The sequence below is a fragment of the Kribbella sancticallisti genome, from assembly GCF_039530625.1.
Taxonomy (GTDB): Bacteria; Actinomycetota; Actinomycetes; order Propionibacteriales; family Kribbellaceae; genus Kribbella; species Kribbella sancticallisti.
The window spans coordinates 139,229-157,451 of sequence record NZ_BAAAOS010000019.1; the positions used below are offsets into that span (position 1 = coordinate 139,229).

Sequence of the window (18,223 nt, forward strand, 5' to 3'; positions counted from 1 at the left end):
GGACAAAGGAATCATGGAAGCCTTCACCCAGCACATCGGCACCGCGGCCCCGCTGCGGCGCAGCAACGTCGACACCGACCAGATCATCCCGGCGGTCTACCTGAAGCGGGTCACCCGCACCGGCTTCGAGGACGGCCTGTTCGCCGCCTGGCGCAACGACCCCGCCTTCGTGCTGAACCAGCCCGAGTACGACGGTGTCTCGGTGCTCGTGGCCGGACCGGACTTCGGTACCGGCTCGTCGCGTGAGCACGCGGTCTGGGCCCTGCTGGACTACGGGTTCCGGGTGGTCGTGTGCTCCCGGTTCGGCGACATCTTCCGCGGCAACTCCGGCAAGGCCGGCCTGCTGGCCGCGCTGGTCGAGCAGGACGTGGTCGAGCAACTCTGGACCACGGTCGAGAACGACCCCGGCACCAAGGTGACGGTCGACCTGGAGAACAAGACGATCTCGGCCGGCGACGTCTCCGCGCCGTTCGAGATCGACGACTACACCCGCTACCGGTTGCTGAACGGCCTCGACGACGTCGGCATCACCTTGTCGCACGCCGACGACATCGCTGCCTACGAAGCGACCCGGCCGTCCTTCAAGCCCGCCACCTTGCCGGCCAAGGCGTAGCGGCTCCAACTCCAGCAGCTGTGGCCGGAAGCGTCCCTTCCGGCCACAGCTGTTTTTCCGCGGGTAACACTTCGCACATCAGGGCGATAACTCTGGTGTTATCCTTCTGAAGTTGTCAGCACAAGGCTTACGAGATCTTGGAGGTGGGGCGCCATGAGCAGCGAACCCTCCAGACATACCGATCTCGCTCGGCCTTGAGGCGCTGAATCCTCTTCCAGGTCAGGTCATCCCGACGCGGTCGCGTGGGGTGGTCTGCGGCGCAGGGCGCGACGTCTGAGTCGCGGGGGCCGGGCAGATGCTGCCCGCTTTCTCCCCACACCTCGCACCTGGAGGACTCATGTCCGACCTGCGCATCCGCACGCTCCGTGCCTTCAGCCGCACCCCTTCGCTTCGCGCCGCCGCCCGCCGGTACGCCGGTGGTCCGGCCGCCCCTGCCCCGATCGAGCAGAAGCCGGCCACACCGGTCGGCCCGAAGCCCAACGGCCACAGCGTCGTCGACAGCGCGATCTACTGCGACGGCGCCCGGGTCGCCTCACCGGAGTCGCTGGCCGAGACCTACCAGGTGCTGCACGAGTCCCCGAAAAGCCTTGCCTGGATCGGCCTGTACCGGCCGGACCGGCGTGAACTGACCTCGCTGGCGCAGGAGTTCGACCTGCACGAACTGGCGATCGAGGACGCGATCCAGGCCCACCAGCGGCCGAAGCTGGAGCGCTACGGCGACACCCTGTTCGTCGTCCTGAAGGCGGCGCGCTACCGGGACGCGACCGAGGAGGTCGAGTTCGGCGAGGTGCACGTGTTCGTCGGCCCGGACTTCGTGGTGACGGTCCGGCATGCCGAGGCGCCGAACCTGGCCGCCGTACGGCGCCGGGTCGAACGCGATCCCGAGTTGTTGCGCCGGGGGACCGAGGCGGTTCTCTACGCGATCATGGACAAGGTCGTCGACGGGTACGCGCCGGTGGTCGCCGGCCTCGAGAACGACATCGACGAGATCGAGACCGAGGTGTTCCGTGGCGACCCGAAGGTGTCGCGGCGCATCTACGAACTGTCCCGCGAGGTGATCGAGTTCCAGCGCGCGACCCGGCCGCTGGTCGGCATGCTCGACGCGCTCCGCGCGGGCTTCGACAAGTACGGCGTTGACGAGGAACTGCAGCGTTCCCTGCGCGACGTGGCCGACCACGTCACCCAGGTCGTCGAGCGGGTGGACGCCTTCCGCGAACTGCTCCGGGACATCCTGACGGTGAACGCGACGCTGGTCGCCCAGCAGCAGAACGAGGAGATGAAGAGCCTCACCGTCGCCAGCAACGACCAGAACGAAGAGGTGAAGCGGATCTCCGCGTGGGCGGCGATCCTGTTCGCCCCGACGCTGATCGGCACCGTCTACGGGATGAACTTCGACGTGATGCCCGAACAGCACTGGAAGTACGGCTACCCGTTCGCGATCGGGATGATGGCGATGGTCTGCGTCGGTCTGCACCTGGTCTTCAAACGCCGCGGCTGGCTCTGAGCCGGGTTTGCCCCACGGGCACTGGTCTTCGAGGCCAATCGATCAAGGAGGCGAACAGCATGTGGTTGTTCCTGCGGCGGCGGCTGATCATGTGGGCGGCGCTGGCGATCGCGGTGCCCCTGCTGGAGTGGCTGCTGGGCAAGGTGAGCCAGTCCCTGAAGGCACGTAAGGGCGACAGCGCGGTGACCCGGGGGCTCGACACGGCCCGGTCCGGAGTCCGATCGCTGCGTGGCAAAGGGCACTGACGAGGCCCTCGACCGACTGTGGCCGGGGTCACCGTTGGTCGCCGGTTCGTTGCTCTGAAGGGATTCGGGGACCGGTTCGGGGGCGATTCTCGGCCCTTGGAGGCCCAAATTGCCTGAAACAAGGCCGAATTGCCGCGTTGGTGTTTGTGAACACGCCGAACAGTCCATAACGTTCACGGAAGATCGAGCGCTGTGCTCGACGCCATCGTTCACGGAGGGAAGACAGTGAACAAGAGCCAGTTGGTCGAAGCGCTCGCAGTGCACTTCGACGGAAATCGCCGTTCGGCCCAGCACGCCCTGGAGTCGGTGATCGACACCGTCCAGCGCGAGCTGACCAAGAAGGGCGGCAAGGTCGCCATCACCGGGTTCGGTGCCTTCGAGGCCATCGAGCGCGGTGCCCGCATGGTCCGCAACCCGCGGACCGGCGAGACCAAGCGCGCCAAGAAGACCGTGGTTCCGAAGTTCCGTGCCGGTGCGGAGCTGAAGGCCGTTGTCTCCGGTGCGAAGAAGCTGCCGAAGCTGGTTGCTCCGAAGCCGGCCGCCGCCACCAAGGCAGCCGCTCCGGCCAAGAAGGCCGCGCCGGCCAAGGCCGCCGCGACCAAGACCACCGCCAAGAAGGCTCCGGCCAAGGCAGCGGCGACGAAGACCGTTGCCAAGAAGGCTCCGGCCAAGAAGGCCCCGGCCAAGGCGGCGGCGAAGAAGACCGTTGCCAAGAAGGCTCCGGCCAAGACCGTTGCCAAGAAGGCGCCGGCCAAGAAGGCCCCCGCCAAGAAGGCTCCGGCGAAGCGCGCAGCTCGCTGACCTTCGGCATTGCGGCACCAGTAACACCAGCGAAGGCCGGTCACCCCACTCCAGGGGCGACCGGCCTTCGCCGTGCCCGGCCTTCGCGCTGCCGGGTCTTCGCGCTGCCCGGCCTTCGCGCTGCCAGGCCTTCGCGCTGCCAGCGCAGCGCGGGGTGAGGACAGCGCGGGGTGAGGGCGGCGTCAGGGCAGGGTGATGAAGTGGATGCCGGTGATCGCGAGCGTGGCGCCGGAGCCGGTGGTGTCGAGACGGACCCGCTGACCGAGGCGGAGCAGGCGCACCGGAGTACGGGTCAGGGCTTCGGCGGTGAAGGGCAGTTCGACGCCGCGGTCCGTCAGCACCGCGCCGGAACGGGTTTCTTCGTCGTAGCGGCTCACCGTGGCTTGCATGGCGTCACGTTAGCCGATCGTCAGCAGGCCAGGCCTTCGGAACCCGTTGCGGCGCCGAGCACCAACGACATCACGTCAGCCGTCCGCGGACCCACACCAAGCTGTACTGCGTGCGCCAGGTCCGCCGCGGTGTCGACGTCGCGCCGCAGCGACTCGATCGCCATCAGCTCGATCGGCACAGCGCCGGATGCCTGGTGGGCTAGTGCGGAACCGACCCCGAACCGCGGATCCAGGGCAACACCGGCCGCGGCGGCGAGCATCGTCGTACCGGTCCCTGGCTGGTCGATCACGAAGCTGCGGGCGGCTGTGCAGACGGCCAGCGCCGCAGTGAGCTCGGCAGGACGCAACGCCGGCAGGTCGGCCGAGAGAGCAACAATGCCTGCCTCGGGGAACTCCCTCGCCGCGATGGCCGCACCGTGCTCGAGCGCGCCGTTGAGCCCCGCCTCCAGCAGGTCTGGAATCACCCGGGCGCCGAGGGCCGCGACGTCCGCGGAGACCACCGGATCGTCGGTGACTACCAAGACAGCCCGAACCAGGGGAGACTCCAGTGCCGCCGCAGTAGTGTCGACTGCGAAGGCACGCGCGAGCTCGGGACGGTGCTGCGGGTAGGCGGCAGCGAGCCGGCTCTTCGCGATCGCCGTGCGCTTCACCGGGATCACCAGGGTCCAGGGAGCGACCTGTAGGTCTGCCATCAGGCAAGATTCTTCCATGACCGATGGCAGTGACGACGACCAGGAGGCAGCAGTGAGCGGCCGAAGCACCACCCGGGGGCCCCGGCCACGGCGGGGTTTCTGGTTCGGCCTGGTGGTCGCCATCGTCAAACCGTTCCTGCTGATCTGGACCAAGCAGGACTTCTGCGGCCAGCAGAACGTGCCGCGGACCGGCGGGATGGTGTTCGTCACGAACCACATCTCGCACTTCGACCCGTTCGTGCTCGGCCTGTACGTCTGGGAGTGCCGCCGGATCCCGCGGCTGCTCGGCAAGGCGTCGCTGTTCAAGCTCCCGATCGCCGGCCGGATCATCACCAGCGCCGGACAGATCCCGGTGTACCGCGACTCGGCCGAGGCCGCGGACGCGTTCCGCGCCGCCGTCGCCGCGGTGGAGCAGGGCGAGTGCGTCGGCGTCTATCCCGAGGGCACCATCACCCGTGACCCGGACGGCTGGCCGATGACGGGCAAGACCGGAGCCGCCCGGATCGCGTTGATGACCGGCTGCCCGGTGATCCCGATCGCGAACTGGGGCGCGCAGGAGGTTTTCGCGTCGTACGGCGGCCTGAAGATCCGGTTGCTGCCGCGCAAGACGATGCGGGTGATCGCCGGCGAACCGGTCGACCTGAGCGCGTTCGAGGGCCGGCCGATCACCAACGAGCTGTTGCACGAGGCAACCGAGGTGATCATGCACCGGGTCGCCGACGAGCTCGGCGTACTGCGTGGGGAGACTCCGCCGAAGGAGTTGTTCGACCTGCGCAAGGAGCGGGCTGTGGAGAACAACCGTGAGGATGAGGAGACTCGATGACCAAAGTTGCGGTGTTCGGCGCCGGTTCCTGGGGGACCGCGTTCGCCACTGTCCTGGCCCAGGCCGGCAACCAGGTGTCCGTCTGGGGCCGCCGTGAATCGCTGTGCGAAGCGATCAACACGCGGCACGAGAACCCGGACTACCTGCCCGGCCTGCGCCTCCCGGACGCTATCACCGCAACCCATGACCCGTACGCCGCGGCCGAGGGTGCCGAGGCGATCGTGCTGGCCGTGCCGAGTCAGTCGCTGCGGGACAACCTGAAGGACTGGGCCGAGGCGCTGCCGTCCGCAGTACCGCTGGTGAGCTTGATGAAGGGTGTCGAGGTCGGCACGACAAAGCGGATGAGCGAGGTGATCGCCGAGATCACCGGCGCCGGGCCGGAGCGGATCGCGGTCGTCTCGGGTCCGAACCTGGCGCGCGAGATCGCCGAGGGCCAGCCCGCCGCGGCCGTCGTCGCCTGCGCCGACGAGGGCACCGCCGCCCGGCTGCAGAAGCTCTGCCACTCGCCGACCTTCCGTCCGTACACGAACACCGACGTGATCGGCTGCGAGCTCGGCGGCGCCACCAAGAACGTGATCGCTCTCGCCGTCGGCATGGCCGTGGGCCTGGGCTTCGGCGACAACGCGCGGGCCTCCGTCATCACCCGCGGCCTGGTCGAGACCGCCCGCCTCGGTACTGCGCTGGGCGCCGACGAGCACACGTTCTCGGGCCTGGCCGGACTCGGCGACCTGGTCGCGACCTGCTCGTCGCCGCTGTCCCGCAACCGGACGTTCGGGGAGAAGCTCGGCCAGGGAATGACGGTGGCGGAGATCGCCGGAGCCACCCGTCAGGTCGCCGAAGGCGTGAAGTCCTGCGCGTCGATCTCGGAACTCGCCCACCACCACGACGTCGAGATGCCGATCGCGGAGCACGTCACGAAGGTGGTCGCCGGAGAGATGACCCCGAAGGACATGCTCTTCAGCCTCGTCTCCCGCTCAGCCAAGTCCGAGCGCTGGGGCTAGCCGGTCAGCTGTCGCCCTTGAGCTGATCGCCCTTGAGCTGATCGCGCTGGAGTTGATCGCGCTGGAGTTGGCGGGCAAGGGCGCGGCGTACGGAGGCCGAGCCGACCGGCTTGGTGGCTTTGCCGGCTTTCGTCGCAAGGTCGAGACCGCGGCTGATCTGGTCGTACGCTGCCCGGCAGGTGCCGGGCAACTGGGTCCGGTGCAGCCGCAGGTCCTCTTCGACCAGTCGACGCAACTCGTCGACGGTCCGGGGGGTGAATCGCTTCTTGCCCCTCGCGATCGCTGTGACGAAGGGGGTGCAGCGAGCGCTCTCGAGGAAGCGCTCCGAGATCTCCTCCGCAAGACCCCACAGGCGACCCTCGAGCCACGGGGTGTCTCGCTGATCGAGTTCGAGATCCATCGGGGCCGGCGGGTCGTCCGTCCGCCGCTTCGCCAGTTGCTTGGACACGGCGGGCTGGCTGACGTCGGTGATCCGGGCGATCCTGTCCTGGCCCCAGCCGAAGCCCGCGAACACCGTGATCAGTTCGGCCCGGAGCTTCCGCATCTCCTCACCGGCGCGGATGACCTCGTTCATCTCGGCGAGCATCCGCTCGGCCTGCTCTTCGGTCAGAGTCGCCACAGGCTCGGTTATACACGGGAGGGACGGATATAACCAGGTTGTATAACCCGGTTATAAATGTCAGGATCCCTGCATGCCTATCTTCTCCGCGCCCGACGGAACCCAACTCGCCTATCGCGTCGAAGGGAGCGGCGACCCGCTGATCTGCATCGCCGGAGGTCCTGCCGACTCTCGGTACCTCGGCGGTCTCGGCGGGCTCTCGGCCCATCGCCGGCTGATCGCCTTGGATCTACGCGGTACGGGCGGTTCCGCGGTTCCCGAGGACACCGCTTCCTATCGCTGCGATCGCCTGGTCGACGATGTCGAGGCGTTCCGCGAACACCTCGGGCTGGCCCGGATGGACCTGCTGGCTCACTCCGGCGGCGCGAACCTCGCGACGCAGTACGTGGCCCGGTTTCCGGAGTACGTCGGCAAGCTCGCCTTGATCGGCCCGGGGAGTCGGGCTGTCGGTATCGAGATCACCGGGGAGATGCGACGAGAACTCGCGCACCTTCGGCGGAACGAGCCGTGGTTCCCGGCGGCGTTCGCTGCTCTGGAGGCGATCACCGAGGGCACGGGCACCGATTGGAACGCCATCGATCCCTTCTTCTGGGGTCGGTGGGACGAGGCGGCGCAGAAGCACCAGGCGGCCAGTCGGCCGAGCAATCCGGAAGCTGTCGCTCTCTTTGGGTCCGAGGGCGCCTTCACCCCGGAGGCCACGCGGACGGCGCTTGCGGACTGCAAGGCTCCGGTCCTGCTGCTGGTGGGGGAGTTCGACCTGAACAGTCCTCCTCGGTCGGTGGCCGACTTCGCGGCGCTGTTCCCCGATGCCACGTTCGTGGTCCAGCCGGGCGCGGGACACTATCCCTGGATCGACGACCCCACTCGCTTCGTGGCTACCGCCGCCGCGTTCCTGGGGTGACTCACAAACCCAGGGCGTGCTGCAGCACCATCGCTGCCGCGCCCCGGATGGCGGCCTGCTGGCCTGTCTGGGACGGCACCACCCGTAGCTCGGTGGTGGCCAAGGGCAAGGATCTGGCATAGATCGCTTCGCGGATCCCGGCCAGCAGACTGTCGCCTGCCTGCGAGAGTGATCCGCCGATCACGATCACCGACGGGTTCAGCAAGCTGACGCAGGCCGCGAGCACGGTGCCGATCTCGCGGCCTGCCTGGCGGACGGCCTGAGTCGCCGCCGTGTTGCCGGCCCGCACCAACTCGACCACGTCGAGACTGCTCTTCGGTTCGAGGCCGGCTTGCCGAAGGTGGGCGGCGATCGCCGAAGCCGAGGCGACCGCCTCGAGGCAGCCGGTGTTGCCGCAGCGGCAGAGTTCGGTGTGGCCGGGGGCCTGGATGTGGCCGATGTCGCCGGCCGCGCCCTGCGCGCCACGATGGAGCCGGCCGCCGCTGATCACGCCGGCGCCGATGCCGGTGGCGACCTTGACGAAGAGCAGGTGCTCGACATCGGCGTACTGCGTGGCGTGCTCGCCGAGCGCCATGATGTTGACGTCGTTGTCGACCAGCACCGGTCCGGGGAACTCGGCGGCGATCCGGCTGACGACGTCGTACGAGTCCCAGCCGGGCATGATCGGTGGGTGGTTCGGCCGGCCGGTGAGGTGCTCGACCGGGCCGGGCAGGCCGATACCGGTGCCGGCCAGTCTGTCCATCGTGCTGCCGGTCCGGCGGAGCAGCGCCCGGGCGTGCTCGGCGAGGGCGGTCAGCACGACTTCGGGGCCGTCGGCAATGTTCTGCGGGACGGTGACGGAGTCGACGATCTCGCCGGTGAGGTCAGCGAGCGCGACGGTCAGGTGGGTCGCGCCGACGTCGGCCGCCAGCACCAGTCGGGCGGCGGGGTTGAAGCGGAAGCGTGCGGGCGGCCGTCCGCCGGTGGAGGCCGCCTCGCCGTGCGGGACCACGAACTCCAGCGCCAGCAGGGTTTCCAGCCGGCCGGTGACGGTGGACCGGGCCAGGCCGGTGAGGTCCATCAGTTCGTTGCGGGTGCGCGGTTGCCCGTCCAGGAGCAGCCGCAGTACGGGGGCCGCGCCGGCGGCCGTGGTACCGAGATCTTCTGCCATCAGGACTTCCGCCGTTCGTCGCCGGTCTTTTGCTTGACAGGAATCAAAAGTCTCACATAGCGTCGCGGTCATGTCCACCAGAACGCGAAAGCTCAGGATCGGCATCGTCGGCGGCGGCTTCATGGGCCGCGTGCACGGCAGGTCCGCCCTGGTCGCGGGGGCGCAGGTGGTGGGCGCGATCGGTTCCAGCCCCGAGCGCGCGGCCGCCGCGGCCGAGGCGACCGGCGCCGAGCAGGGCTTCGCGACCCTCGACGACCTGCTCGCCGCGGACCTCGACGTCATCCACGTCTGTACTCCGAACAACACGCACCTGCCGGTGACGCTGCGGGCCCTCGAAGCCGGCAAGCACGTCATCTGCGAGAAGCCGCTCGCGACGTCCGCGAAGGACGCGACCGGGTTGCTCGCGGCGGCGACGGAGGCGGGACTGGTCGCTACCGTTCCGTTCGTCTACCGCTACCACCCGATGGTGCGCGAGTTGCGGACCCGGATCGCCGAGGGCGAGGCCGGGCAGATCACCAGCCTGCACGGCAGTTACCTGCAGGACTGGCTCGCGGGGGAGAACGACCAGAACTGGCGCGTCGACGACGAGTCCGGCGGCCCGTCGCGGACGTTCGCCGACATCGGCTCGCACTGGTGCGACCTGACCGAGTTCGTCACCGGCGACCAGATCGCCGACGTGAGTGCCCAGACCCGCACCATCCGCGCCACCCGCGGCGGGGTCGCAGTACGGACTGAAGATCTTGCGACCGCCCAGTTCCGTACTGCGAGCGGCGTCGTCGGCACGGTGGTCGTGAGCCAGGTCGCCGCCGGCCGCAAGAACCGCCTGTACCTGGAGGTCTCCGGGACCGAGTCGAGCTTCGGGTTCGACCAGGAGGACCCGGACCGGTTGTGGGTCGGGCGGCGCGCGGCGAGCCAGTTGCTCACCCGCGATCCGGACACCTTGAGCCCACCGGCCGCCCGGGTGAACCGGTTGCCCGCCGGCCACGCCCAGGGCTACCAGGACGCCTTCGACTCGTTCGTCGCCGATACCTACGCGGCCGTGCTGGACGGCGACCACCCGGACGGTCTGCCCGACTTCGCCGCCGGTGCCCGTTCCGCCCGTCTCGTTGACGCCGTACTGCGGTCTGCTGCCGCGGACGGCGCCTGGACCACTGTCGAGAACTGAAACCCCCGAGGAGCCAGCACATGCCACGCCCGATCACCCTGTTCACCGGCCAGTGGGCCGACCTGCCGTTCGAGGAGGTCTGCAGCCTCGCCTCGTCCTGGGGCTACGACGGCGTCGAGATCGCCTGCTCGGGTGATCACTTCGACGTCCAGCAGGCCATCGACGACGAGAACTACATCGCGGGCCGGCACGAGATCCTCGAACGGCACGGCCTGAAGGTCTTCGCGATCTCCAACCACCTGGTCGGGCAGGCGATCTGCGACGACCCGATCGACTTCCGGCACGAGGCGATCCTGCCGTCCCGGGTGTGGGGCGACGGCGATCCCGAGGGCGTCCGGCAGCGGGCCGCCGAGGACATGAAGAACACCGCGCGGGCCGCGGCCAAGCTCGGTGTGAACACCGTCATCGGCTTCACCGGGTCGTCGATCTGGCAGTACGTCGCGATGTTCCCGCCGGTGCCGGCCGAGCGGATCGAGGCAGGGTACAAGGACTTCGCGGACCGTTGGAACCCGATCCTCGACGTGTTCGACGAGGTCGGCGTGCGGTTCGCGCACGAGGTGCACCCGTCGGAGATCGCGTACGACTACTGGACCACCGTGCTCACCCTCGAGGCGATCGGGCACCGGGAGGCGTTCGGGTTGAACTGGGACCCGAGCCACATGGTCTGGCAGGACATCGACCCGGCCGCGTTCCTCTGGGACTTCAAGGACCGGATCTACCACGTCGACTGCAAGGACACCCGGATGCGGACCGGCGGCGGCCGCAACGGCCGGCTCGGCTCGCACCTGCCCTGGGGTGATCCGCGCCGCGGCTGGGACTTCTACTCGACCGGCCACGGAGACGTGAACTGGGAGGACTGCTTCCGGGTGCTGAACTCGATCGGCTACGACGGGCCGATCTCGGTCGAGTGGGAAGACGCCGGTATGGAGCGCAAGGTCGGCGCCGCCGAGGCGGTGGACGTCATCCGCAAACTCGCCTTCGACAAGCCCGAAGCAGCCTTCGACGCGGCGTTCGCCACCGACAAGTAGTCCGGTGACGTCAGCCGAGTTTTAGTTTCCTGAGTCGGTCGTTCGTGCATATCTCCGGCGCCCAGGCGTCGAAGCACGACCTTCCGACTCAGGACACTAGTTGCAGTTCGACGATCCAGTTGGACTCGTCGTCGCCGGCCGCTTCCAGGTAGTGCTCACGCCAGCGTGGGGACTCCGGGGAGCACCCGGTGGACTCTGCCCAGTGGGCTAGTGCTTGGTAGGCGGTGGAGATGGTGTTCATCGGGCCGTGGTGGACGATCGACGCTACTTCGGTGGCCGAGAGGGAGTAGGACTCCAGCTCAGGCTCGGGCGTGAGGAGGCCGAGCGTGTCGTAGTGCCGCAGCATCCTGGTCGAAACGCCGCCGAGTTGGTCGAAACGCCGCAGGGCCGGGGAAATTCTCCGATGTTCACCATGTCGCTTTCACCCTCCGGCTTCACACAGTGTCAACCGCAAGCGTTCCGCTGCAGGAAGGCAGGCGCCGGAGGGTGGTTCACTTGGCGTCGACCGGGGTTCAGTGGGAGGAGTGGGCGTGGAGATCGACTGGGGTGTGGGCCGGTACGAGGCGACCGGGGAGATGTTGTTGCCGGTGTCGGAGATCGTCGTGGGGATGGCCGAGCCGCTGGCTAGGAAGACGGTCGTCGATGTCGGCTGTGGGACCGGGAATGCCGCGTTGCTCGCGGCGAGTCGGGGCGCGGTGGTGACGGGCGTCGACCCGGCAGCCCGGCTGCTGGAGGTCGCGCGAGGCCGGGCGGCGAAGGCAGGGCTCGACGTCGACTTCGTGGTGGGCAACGCGGCGAGCATCCCGCTGCCGGACCACTCAGCGGACGTGGTCTTCTCCGTGTTCGCGACGATCTTCGCGCCGGATGCCGAGGCGGCCATCGCCGAGATGGTGCGGGTGACGGCGCCGGACGGGGCGATCAGGTTCACCGCGTGGCCCCCGGAGGGACCGCTGGTGGTGATCAACAAGATCGCCGGGCAGTTCATGGCCGAGGCGATGGGACAGCCCGCCGGCGAGCAGCCGGAGCGGAAGGCGCTCGGCTGGCATGACCGGGATCAGCTGCGGGCCGCGTTCGCGCCGTACGGGTTCGATGTCGAGGTCGAGCGGCGGGAGCTCACGTTCACCGGGAAGTCGCCGGCTGACTACCTGGCGACCTCGTCGGAGCACCCGATGGCGGTGAGCGCGGCGAAGGCCCTGGCGTCACTTCCGAACGGCGCCGACCTGGAGGCCGAACTGGACGCCCGGCTGCTCGCGGCGACCATGGAGCTGAACGAAGACCGGGACGGCTTCAGGTTCTCCAACGACTACGTCGTGGTGACCGCCCGCCGCGGCTGATGTCGAAACCCGCGGGCTGACTTCGTACTACGGGTAAAGAGTCGCCTGGCTGAGGGAGTACGACGATGTCGAAGGTGCTGGTGGATGGTCTGGCCATCGCGGAGTCGCCGCGGTGGCACGACGGCAGGTTGTGGCTGGCGAACTGGGGGACCGGCGAGGTGCTCGCGGTCGGGCTCGACGGCGAGCGCGAGGTGATGGCGAGAGTGCCGGCGCAGACACTGCCGTTCTCGATCGACTGGTTGCCCGACGGGACGCTGCTGGTGGTCGCCGGCGGGAAGTTGTGGCGGCAGGCGGCCGACGGAGAACTGGTGGCGACCGCCGACCTGGCCGAGATCGCCAACGAGATCGTGGTGGACGGACGGGGCTACGTGTACGTCAACGGCGGCTCCTCCGACTTCAGCGAACCAGGAGTGGTCCTGGTCGTCCCACCGGACGGCCCGCCCCGGCAAGTTGCCGACGGCATCGAGTTCGGGAACGGGATGGCGGTGACCGCGGACGGGACCACGCTGATCGTCGCGGAGTCCTTCGGCTGCCGGCTGACCGCGTTCGACCTCGAACCCGACGGCAGCCTGGCGAACCGCCGGGTCTGGGCCGATCTCGGCGACGGACATCCCGACGGCATCTGCCTCGATGCCGAAGGAGCCGTCTGGTACGCCGATGTGCCGGCTCAGCGCTGCGTCCGGGTGCGGGAAGGCGGCGAGGTACTGCAGACGGTCGACCTCGATCGCGGCGGCTTCGCCTGCATGCTGGGTGGTCCCGAGGGCGACACGCTGTTCATCCTCGCCGCCGAGTGGCATGGCTTCGAGAACTTCTCCACCGAGGACCGCACCGGCCAGGTGCTGACCGCCCGAGGCCCCAGCCCGCACGCCGGCAAGCCGTAGCCGGGGGTGCCGACCAGCGGCACCCCGGCTGCTACCCAGATCGCAGGGCTGCTCAGCGTTCAGGAGTCGCGCGCACCTGCGGACGGAGTACGCCGGCGAAGACGGCCAGGCCGGAGGCCAGCACGGTGACGACGATGAACGAGAGGGTGAGGCTCGAGGCCTGGGCGATGCCACCGATCACCGACGGAGCGACCAGGCCCGAGGTGTAGGTGACGGTGGCGACGCCGGCGATGGCCTGGCTGGGGTTGGGCCCGGTGTGGCCGGCGGCGGCGAAAGCCAAGGGGACGACGACCGCGATGCCCAGGCCCAGCAACCCGAAGCCGGCCATGGCGACCAGCGGATGCTGCGCCAGTACGACGAGGAGGCCGCCGAAGGTGGCGATGATCCCGCTGACCCGCACCGTACGAACGGCTCCCCAGCGGTCGACCACCGCGTCACCGGCGATCCGGGCGACGGCCATCGTCAGCGCGAAGCCGGTCGTCGCGGCCGCGGCGACTCCGGCCGAGGTGGTCAGGACGTCCTCCAGGTAGACGGCGGACCAGTCCAGGCTCGCGCCCTCCGCGAAGACCGCGCAGAAGCCGACCGCGCCGATCAGCCAGGCGGACTTCGGCGGCAGGGCGAAGCGTGGCGGCGCCTCCTCATCCTCGGTCGGCCGGAGGTTGAGCACGTAGTGACAGACCGAGATCCCGATCACGGTGAGCACGACCGCGACGGTGAGGTGGTGCGCCTGCGCACTGATCTCGAGGTGCGCGGCGACCGTGCCGAGGCCGGACCCGATCAGCGTGCCGACACTCCACATGCCGTGCAGCCCGGACATGATCGACTTCTTCAGCCGCCGCTCGACCTCGACGCCGATCGCGTTCATGGCCACGTCGGCCATCCCAGCGGTGGCGCCGTAAACGAACAGCGCGGCGCACAGCGCCACCAGGTTCGGCGCGAACGACGGCAGGATCAGCGCCAGCGTCCACAGCGCGATCAGGCCGCGGAGCGTGGCGCGACTGCCGAACTGGTGGCTGATCCTGGCCGCCAACGGCATCGCCAGTGAGGCGCCGAGGGCGGGGAACGCCAGTGCCAGCCCGAGTTGCCCCGGGCTCACCGACGCGTGGTCCTGGATCCACGGCACCCGGGTAGCGAACGATCCGGTCACCGCGCCGTGCACACAGAAGACCGCGCCCACGGCGTACCGAGCCCGCCGGACTTCGTCGACCACGTCCCACCCTCTCCGGAACCGCACAGCGGAAGTCCACCATTCGAACATCAGTTTTGTTTGAACGATCATCCAGCTGTTAACTTTTCTCAGTGAAGAGTACGGAACGGCAGCGGGTGATCGTCGAGCGGCTCAAGGGCTCGACGCGGGTCGGAGTGGCGGAACTGGTGGCGGCGACCGGCGCCTCGGACATGACCGTGCGCCGAGACCTCGACTACCTGGCGGCGCAGGGCGTGCTCAAGCGCGTCCACGGCGGCGCGGTACCGGCGATGCGGACCGGAATCGAGCCGCCCTTCGCGGCCCGGGTCATCGCCGATCTGGGGCCGAAACAGGCCATCGCGAAGGCGGCCGTCGAGCAACTCCGCGACGGCGAGACGATCGTGCTGGACAGCGGCACGACGGCCCTGGAGGTCGCCAAACTGCTTCGCGATCGCGCCGTCACGGTGATGCCGTTGTCGCTGCACGTCGCCCAGGAACTCATCGACGCGCCACGCGTCCGGCTGCTGATGCCGGGTGGTGAGCCGAGGCCGGGGGAGTTGGCGATGGTCGGACCGCTCACGCTGGCCTCGCTCAGGGCGCTGCGGTTCGACGTGGCCGTGCTCAGCCCGTGCGCCTTCAGCATCGAGTCCGGCCTGACCGCGTTCGACCTGGGCGATGCCGAGGTGAAGCAGCAGGCGATGGCGGTCGCCGCCCGCTCGATGGTGCTGGCCGACGGCGCCAAGTGGGATCGCGCCGCGCTGGCCTACATCTGCCCGGCCGATCGACCCGACCTGATCATCACCGACTCCACCGCACCGGAAGAGGCCCGCGCCGTGCTCGCGCAGCGCGGAGTACTGGCGCATGTCGCAGACCAAACCGTGGAAGGGCTCTCTTGAGCATCGACACCGTCACCGCTGCGCCGCCCCGCGCGGCCCGGGTGGCCACCTGGACCTACTTCGGCCTGAACGGCTTCGCCGTCGGCATGTGGGTCGTCCACATCCCGAACGTCGAACGCGCGACCGGCATCACGCACAGCACGCTCGGCCTCCTGCTCCTGGTGCTCGGCGGCGCGGCCTTCATCGGCATGCAGGTGGCCGGCCCGCTCGCCGATCGGGTCGGCCAGCGCCGGCTGGTGCCCGCCGCCGGCGTACTGCTCGGCCTGTCCCTGTTCGGCCCGGGGCTGGCCGGCAGTTGGTGGACGCTCGGGCTGGCGCTGCTCGCCGTCGGCTTCGGCAACGGCGCGATCGACGTGGCGATGAACTCGCAGGCGGTGGTCGTCGAACGCGCCTACCCGCGACCGATCATGGCCGCCTTCCACGCGATGTGGTCGATCGGCGGCGCTTTCGCGGCTCTGATCGGTGCGGCCGCGCTGAAGGCCGACGTACCGACAGCTGTCTCGCTGAGCACGTCCGGGGTGGTCTGCATCGTTGTCTCGCTGGCAGCGGGCCGCTACCTGATCGAGCCGCCGCCCCAGCCGGAACCCGCTGCGGACCAGCCGGAACGCATCGCGCCGCCGCGCAAACTCGTCTGGCAACTCGGCGGTCTGGCCTTCGGCCTGATGCTCGCCGAAGGTGTCGCCAACGACTGGGCCGCACTCCAGTTCCGGGACGTCCTCGGCACCTCAGCCAGTACTGCGGCCTACGCGTACGGCGCGTTCGCCGTCGCCATGACCATCGGGCGGTTCGCCACCGACCGGGTCGCCGCGCTGATCGGTCCGATGGCGATTGTCCGGTACGGCGCCGCGCTCGCCGCCATCGGCCTGACCACGGTCATCGCCGTGCCGTGGGTGCCAGTGGCCTTGATCGGCTGGGCTCTGTTCGGGCTGGGTCTGTCCGGTGGAGTCCCACAACTTTTCACCGCGGCCGGCAACCTCGACACCCGCGCTTCCGGCGCTCTGATGGCCAAGGTCGTCGGCCTCGGCTACGTCGGCCTCCTCGCAGGCCCGGCCTTGATCGGCGGCCTAACCCACTGGATGCCCCTCAACGTCGCCTTCGCCCTGCCAGTTGTCCTCTGCGTCCTGACGGTCATCGCAGCGCCTGTACTCCGCCCGCTCGCCGCGGCCAAGGACTAGTCGATCAGGCTTTGAGGGCCTGCTCGAGGTCGGCCCAGAGGTCGTCGGGGTGCTCGATGCCGACCGAGAGGCGAATCAGATCCTCGGGGATCGTCGGTACTTCGATGGGCCAGCGGCGGCGGCGTTCGAGCATCGACTCGACGCCCCCGAGGCTGGTCGCGTGGACCCAGAGCGAGGTGCTCTCGCAGACGCGTTGAGCGCCGGGGCCGTCGCCGCCGAGCTCGAAGGCGAGGATCGCGCCGAAGCCGGACATCTGCGCGGCCGCCCGCGCGTGGCCTGGGTCGTCCGGCAGGCCGGGGTAGCGGACGAGGCTCACCCGCGGGTGCTCGAGCAGGCGCTGGGCCAGGAAGGCGGCGTTGGACTGGGCTCGCTCCAACCGCAGGGCGAGGGTTCGCAGGCCTCGGAGGGCGAGCCAGGCCTCCATCGGGCCGGGGATCGCGCCGAGGCTGCGGCGGCGCTGCTCCAGGGTTCTCCACAGTTCGTCGGAGGCGGTGATGATCGCACCGAGCACGACGTCGGAGTGGCCGGCGATGAACTTCGTCGCGGAGTGCATGACGATGTCCGCGCCCAGTTTCAGAGGTTGTTGCAGCAACGGTGTCGCGAAGGTGTTGTCGACGATCACCAAGGCGCCGGCTGCGCGACCAGCTGCGGCGAGGGCAGGGAGGTCGGCGACCTCCATGGCGGGGTTGGTGGGGGACTCGATCCAGAGCATGTCCGCGCCGGCGACCGCTACTGAAACTGTCGCAGTGTCGGCGATGTCGACTCGGTCGACGGTCAGCCGGCCGGTGGCGGCCTGCTGATCGAGAAGAGCCAGTACTCCGCTGTACGCGTGCTGTGGCGCGACCACTCGGCCACCGACCGGGATGAGATCGCATACCGCGGCTGCGGCGGCCATTCCGGAGGCGAAGGTCAGACCACGTCCGCCTTCGAGGGCGCCGAGGGTCGTCTCCAGCGCGGCCCAGGCGTCGTTGTCGAAGCGCCCGTAGCCCCGGTCTCCGCCGGCGATGTAGGTCGAGCTGAAGACAGGCGACTCACCCAGCGGCGCGTCTGGCACACGCTCAGGCCGACCGGCATGCACGACGACGGTGGAGGGATCCAGGTCAGGGGTCATGCCTGCATTCTCCCAACGCTCGAACTATTGGGAGGTGGGGAGGGGGATCCCGCCGCCGCGGAGGAGGCCCATGGCTTCTTGGGCCAGTTGCTTGACCTGGGTGCCGTCGGGGTTGTCGACCCAGGTCTGGACCACGATCTCGATGATGTTCATCGTCGTCCCGGCCGCCAGCGCGGCGGTGAACTCGACCGAGTCGCCGGCCAGGCGGGCGGTCAGTTCGATGGTCAGTTCGTTGCGCCAGCGCCAGATCACGTCGGCCAGGTGCGCGCTCAGTGACGGCGTCTGCCCGGCCAGGTCGTAGACAGTCCGGACCCGGTCCGGGTTGCTGTCCATCTCGTCGAGCACGCGCTCGATCAGCGCCTGCAAAGCATCCGGCAGATCGGCGTCGGCCGGCTGCGCCCGGAACCAGTCGAGAGCGCCGAACAGACTGTCCTCGACGAACTCCAGAACCAGCGTCTCCTTGGTCGGGAAGTACCGGTAGAGCGTGCTCGGCCCGACCTCGGCGGCCGCGGCGATCTGCTCGACCGTGGTCCGGCCGAAGCCGTGGTCGGTGAACAGTTCGAACGCCTTGTCCGAGATCAGCCGGCGGGTCCGTTCCCGCTTCAGCTCGCGAAGCCCCATGCCATTACCCCAATGCCACTACCCCGACTGGTCCTGCGTCCGGGCAGCGTACACGCCGCTCGACGCGCCGAGAGTCGAACTCAACTGG

Annotated in this window: 21 protein-coding genes; 13 read left to right on the forward strand and 8 right to left on the reverse strand. The window is 69.2% G+C overall.

What is annotated here, in order from left to right; translation table 11 throughout:
- The first annotated feature begins 13 nt into the window (after positions 1-13).
- From leuD to ABD255_RS14975, 4 genes are all read left to right on the forward strand, one after another.
- Positions 14-613: a 3-isopropylmalate dehydratase small subunit gene (gene leuD, locus ABD255_RS14960; RefSeq protein WP_344214101.1), complete on the forward strand. Its 600-nt coding sequence runs from the start codon at positions 14-16 to the stop codon at positions 611-613.
- Positions 614-950: 337 nt separating this feature from the next.
- Positions 951-2,117 (forward strand): magnesium/cobalt transporter CorA, encoded by a 1,167-nt coding sequence (gene corA, locus ABD255_RS14965; protein ID WP_344214103.1) that lies wholly within the window; start codon positions 951-953, stop codon positions 2,115-2,117.
- A gap of 59 nt (positions 2,118-2,176) precedes the next feature.
- Complete coding sequence (locus tag ABD255_RS14970; RefSeq protein WP_344214105.1) at positions 2,177-2,362, forward strand: hypothetical protein; 186 nt, start codon at positions 2,177-2,179, stop codon at positions 2,360-2,362.
- Positions 2,363-2,587: 225 nt separating this feature from the next.
- A complete protein-coding gene (locus tag ABD255_RS14975; protein ID WP_344214108.1) occupies positions 2,588-3,163 on the forward strand; it encodes an HU family DNA-binding protein in 576 nt (191 codons plus the stop codon).
- 182 nt (positions 3,164-3,345) lie between these two features.
- On the opposite strand, the gene ABD255_RS14980 is transcribed toward ABD255_RS14975, so the two are convergent.
- Both ABD255_RS14980 and cofC read right to left on the reverse strand, forming a co-directional pair.
- Positions 3,346-3,552 (reverse strand): hypothetical protein, encoded by a 207-nt coding sequence (locus ABD255_RS14980; protein ID WP_344214110.1) that lies wholly within the window; start codon positions 3,550-3,552, stop codon positions 3,346-3,348.
- A gap of 20 nt (positions 3,553-3,572) precedes the next feature.
- The gene (cofC, locus tag ABD255_RS14985; protein WP_344214112.1) at positions 3,573-4,244 is read right to left on the reverse strand and encodes a 2-phospho-L-lactate guanylyltransferase; all 672 of its coding nucleotides are present in this window, start codon (positions 4,242-4,244) and stop codon (positions 3,573-3,575) included.
- Between the two features lie 16 nt (positions 4,245-4,260).
- On the opposite strand from cofC, the gene ABD255_RS14990 reads away from it, so the two are divergent.
- On the forward strand, positions 4,261-5,067 hold the full coding sequence (locus ABD255_RS14990) for a lysophospholipid acyltransferase family protein (RefSeq protein ID WP_344214114.1): 807 nt from the start codon (positions 4,261-4,263) through the stop codon (positions 5,065-5,067).
- Entirely contained in the window at positions 5,064-6,068 is a 1,005-nt protein-coding gene (locus tag ABD255_RS14995) for an NAD(P)H-dependent glycerol-3-phosphate dehydrogenase (protein ID WP_344214116.1), read from the forward strand. The genes ABD255_RS14990 and ABD255_RS14995 overlap by 4 nt, the downstream gene beginning before the upstream one ends.
- Positions 6,069-6,072: 4 nt before the next feature.
- Here the strand turns inward: ABD255_RS14995 and ABD255_RS15000 are convergent, their stop codons facing one another.
- Entirely contained in the window at positions 6,073-6,687 is a 615-nt protein-coding gene (locus tag ABD255_RS15000) for a hypothetical protein (RefSeq protein WP_344214118.1), read from the reverse strand.
- Between the two features lie 73 nt (positions 6,688-6,760).
- On the opposite strand from ABD255_RS15000, the gene ABD255_RS15005 reads away from it, so the two are divergent.
- A complete protein-coding gene (locus tag ABD255_RS15005) occupies positions 6,761-7,588 on the forward strand; it encodes an alpha/beta fold hydrolase (RefSeq protein ID WP_344214120.1) in 828 nt (275 codons plus the stop codon).
- A 1-nt stretch (position 7,589) separates the two neighbouring features.
- Here the strand turns inward: ABD255_RS15005 and ABD255_RS15010 are convergent, their stop codons facing one another.
- Positions 7,590-8,738, reverse strand: coding sequence for an ROK family protein (locus tag ABD255_RS15010; RefSeq protein WP_344214122.1), 1,149 nt, complete (start codon positions 8,736-8,738; stop codon positions 7,590-7,592).
- A gap of 70 nt (positions 8,739-8,808) precedes the next feature.
- Here ABD255_RS15010 and ABD255_RS15015 point away from each other — a divergent pair, with 70 nt between their 5' ends.
- Both ABD255_RS15015 and ABD255_RS15020 read left to right on the forward strand, forming a co-directional pair.
- Positions 8,809-9,903, forward strand: a complete 1,095-nt coding sequence (locus tag ABD255_RS15015) for a Gfo/Idh/MocA family protein (protein WP_344214124.1) — start codon at positions 8,809-8,811, stop codon at positions 9,901-9,903.
- Between the two features lie 20 nt (positions 9,904-9,923).
- Positions 9,924-10,931, forward strand: a complete 1,008-nt coding sequence (locus ABD255_RS15020; protein WP_344214126.1) for a sugar phosphate isomerase/epimerase family protein — start codon at positions 9,924-9,926, stop codon at positions 10,929-10,931.
- A gap of 88 nt (positions 10,932-11,019) precedes the next feature.
- On the opposite strand, the gene ABD255_RS15025 is transcribed toward ABD255_RS15020, so the two are convergent.
- Complete coding sequence (locus ABD255_RS15025) at positions 11,020-11,277, reverse strand: GyrI-like domain-containing protein (protein WP_344214128.1); 258 nt, start codon at positions 11,275-11,277, stop codon at positions 11,020-11,022.
- Positions 11,278-11,461: 184 nt separating this feature from the next.
- Here ABD255_RS15025 and ABD255_RS15030 point away from each other — a divergent pair, with 184 nt between their 5' ends.
- Positions 11,462-12,265 (forward strand): class I SAM-dependent methyltransferase, encoded by an 804-nt coding sequence (locus ABD255_RS15030; RefSeq protein ID WP_344214130.1) that lies wholly within the window; start codon positions 11,462-11,464, stop codon positions 12,263-12,265.
- A 65-nt stretch (positions 12,266-12,330) separates the two neighbouring features.
- Entirely contained in the window at positions 12,331-13,146 is an 816-nt protein-coding gene (locus ABD255_RS15035) for an SMP-30/gluconolactonase/LRE family protein (protein ID WP_344214132.1), read from the forward strand.
- Between the two features lie 52 nt (positions 13,147-13,198).
- On the opposite strand, the gene ABD255_RS15040 is transcribed toward ABD255_RS15035, so the two are convergent.
- A complete protein-coding gene (locus ABD255_RS15040) occupies positions 13,199-14,380 on the reverse strand; it encodes an MFS transporter (RefSeq protein WP_344214134.1) in 1,182 nt (393 codons plus the stop codon).
- Positions 14,381-14,445: 65 nt separating this feature from the next.
- Here ABD255_RS15040 and ABD255_RS15045 point away from each other — a divergent pair, with 65 nt between their 5' ends.
- Both ABD255_RS15045 and ABD255_RS15050 read left to right on the forward strand, forming a co-directional pair.
- Positions 14,446-15,228 carry a DeoR/GlpR family DNA-binding transcription regulator gene (locus tag ABD255_RS15045; protein WP_344214136.1) on the forward strand — a complete coding sequence of 261 codons (783 nt, stop codon included), beginning with the start codon at positions 14,446-14,448 and terminating at the stop codon, positions 15,226-15,228.
- Positions 15,225-16,403: an MFS transporter gene (locus ABD255_RS15050; protein WP_344214138.1), complete on the forward strand. Its 1,179-nt coding sequence runs from the start codon at positions 15,225-15,227 to the stop codon at positions 16,401-16,403. Before ABD255_RS15045 ends, ABD255_RS15050 begins: the two co-directional genes overlap by 4 nt.
- Positions 16,404-16,407: 4 nt before the next feature.
- On the opposite strand, the gene ABD255_RS15055 is transcribed toward ABD255_RS15050, so the two are convergent.
- The gene (locus ABD255_RS15055; RefSeq protein WP_344214140.1) at positions 16,408-17,514 is read right to left on the reverse strand and encodes a trans-sulfuration enzyme family protein; all 1,107 of its coding nucleotides are present in this window, start codon (positions 17,512-17,514) and stop codon (positions 16,408-16,410) included.
- Between the two features lie 24 nt (positions 17,515-17,538).
- Positions 17,539-18,135, reverse strand: a complete 597-nt coding sequence (locus tag ABD255_RS15060) for a TetR/AcrR family transcriptional regulator (protein ID WP_344214142.1) — start codon at positions 18,133-18,135, stop codon at positions 17,539-17,541.
- Positions 18,136-18,223: the final 88 nt, after the last annotated feature.

What these genes read in the sequence shown, in the direction of transcription:
- leuD (WP_344214101.1), top strand. Translation starts at nt 14, where the DNA reads ATGGAAGCCTTCACCCAGCACATCGGCACCGCGGCCCCGCTGCGGCGC.
- corA (WP_344214103.1), top strand. Translation starts at nt 951, where the DNA reads ATGTCCGACCTGCGCATCCGCACGCTCCGTGCCTTCAGCCGCACCCCT.
- ABD255_RS14970 (WP_344214105.1), top strand. Translation starts at nt 2,177, where the DNA reads ATGTGGTTGTTCCTGCGGCGGCGGCTGATCATGTGGGCGGCGCTGGCG.
- ABD255_RS14980 (WP_344214110.1), bottom strand. Translation starts at nt 3,552, where the DNA reads ATGCAAGCCACGGTGAGCCGCTACGACGAAGAAACCCGTTCCGGCGCG.
- cofC (WP_344214112.1), bottom strand. Translation starts at nt 4,244, where the DNA reads ATGGCAGACCTACAGGTCGCTCCCTGGACCCTGGTGATCCCGGTGAAG.
- ABD255_RS14990 (WP_344214114.1), top strand. Translation starts at nt 4,261, where the DNA reads ATGACCGATGGCAGTGACGACGACCAGGAGGCAGCAGTGAGCGGCCGA.
- ABD255_RS14995 (WP_344214116.1), top strand. Translation starts at nt 5,064, where the DNA reads ATGACCAAAGTTGCGGTGTTCGGCGCCGGTTCCTGGGGGACCGCGTTC.
- ABD255_RS15005 (WP_344214120.1), top strand. Translation starts at nt 6,761, where the DNA reads ATGCCTATCTTCTCCGCGCCCGACGGAACCCAACTCGCCTATCGCGTC.
- ABD255_RS15010 (WP_344214122.1), bottom strand. Translation starts at nt 8,738, where the DNA reads ATGGCAGAAGATCTCGGTACCACGGCCGCCGGCGCGGCCCCCGTACTG.
- ABD255_RS15015 (WP_344214124.1), top strand. Translation starts at nt 8,809, where the DNA reads ATGTCCACCAGAACGCGAAAGCTCAGGATCGGCATCGTCGGCGGCGGC.
- ABD255_RS15020 (WP_344214126.1), top strand. Translation starts at nt 9,924, where the DNA reads ATGCCACGCCCGATCACCCTGTTCACCGGCCAGTGGGCCGACCTGCCG.
- ABD255_RS15025 (WP_344214128.1), bottom strand. Translation starts at nt 11,277, where the DNA reads ATGCTGCGGCACTACGACACGCTCGGCCTCCTCACGCCCGAGCCTGAG.
- ABD255_RS15035 (WP_344214132.1), top strand. Translation starts at nt 12,331, where the DNA reads ATGTCGAAGGTGCTGGTGGATGGTCTGGCCATCGCGGAGTCGCCGCGG.
- ABD255_RS15055 (WP_344214140.1), bottom strand. Translation starts at nt 17,514, where the DNA reads ATGACCCCTGACCTGGATCCCTCCACCGTCGTCGTGCATGCCGGTCGG.
- ABD255_RS15060 (WP_344214142.1), bottom strand. Translation starts at nt 18,135, where the DNA reads ATGGGGCTTCGCGAGCTGAAGCGGGAACGGACCCGCCGGCTGATCTCG.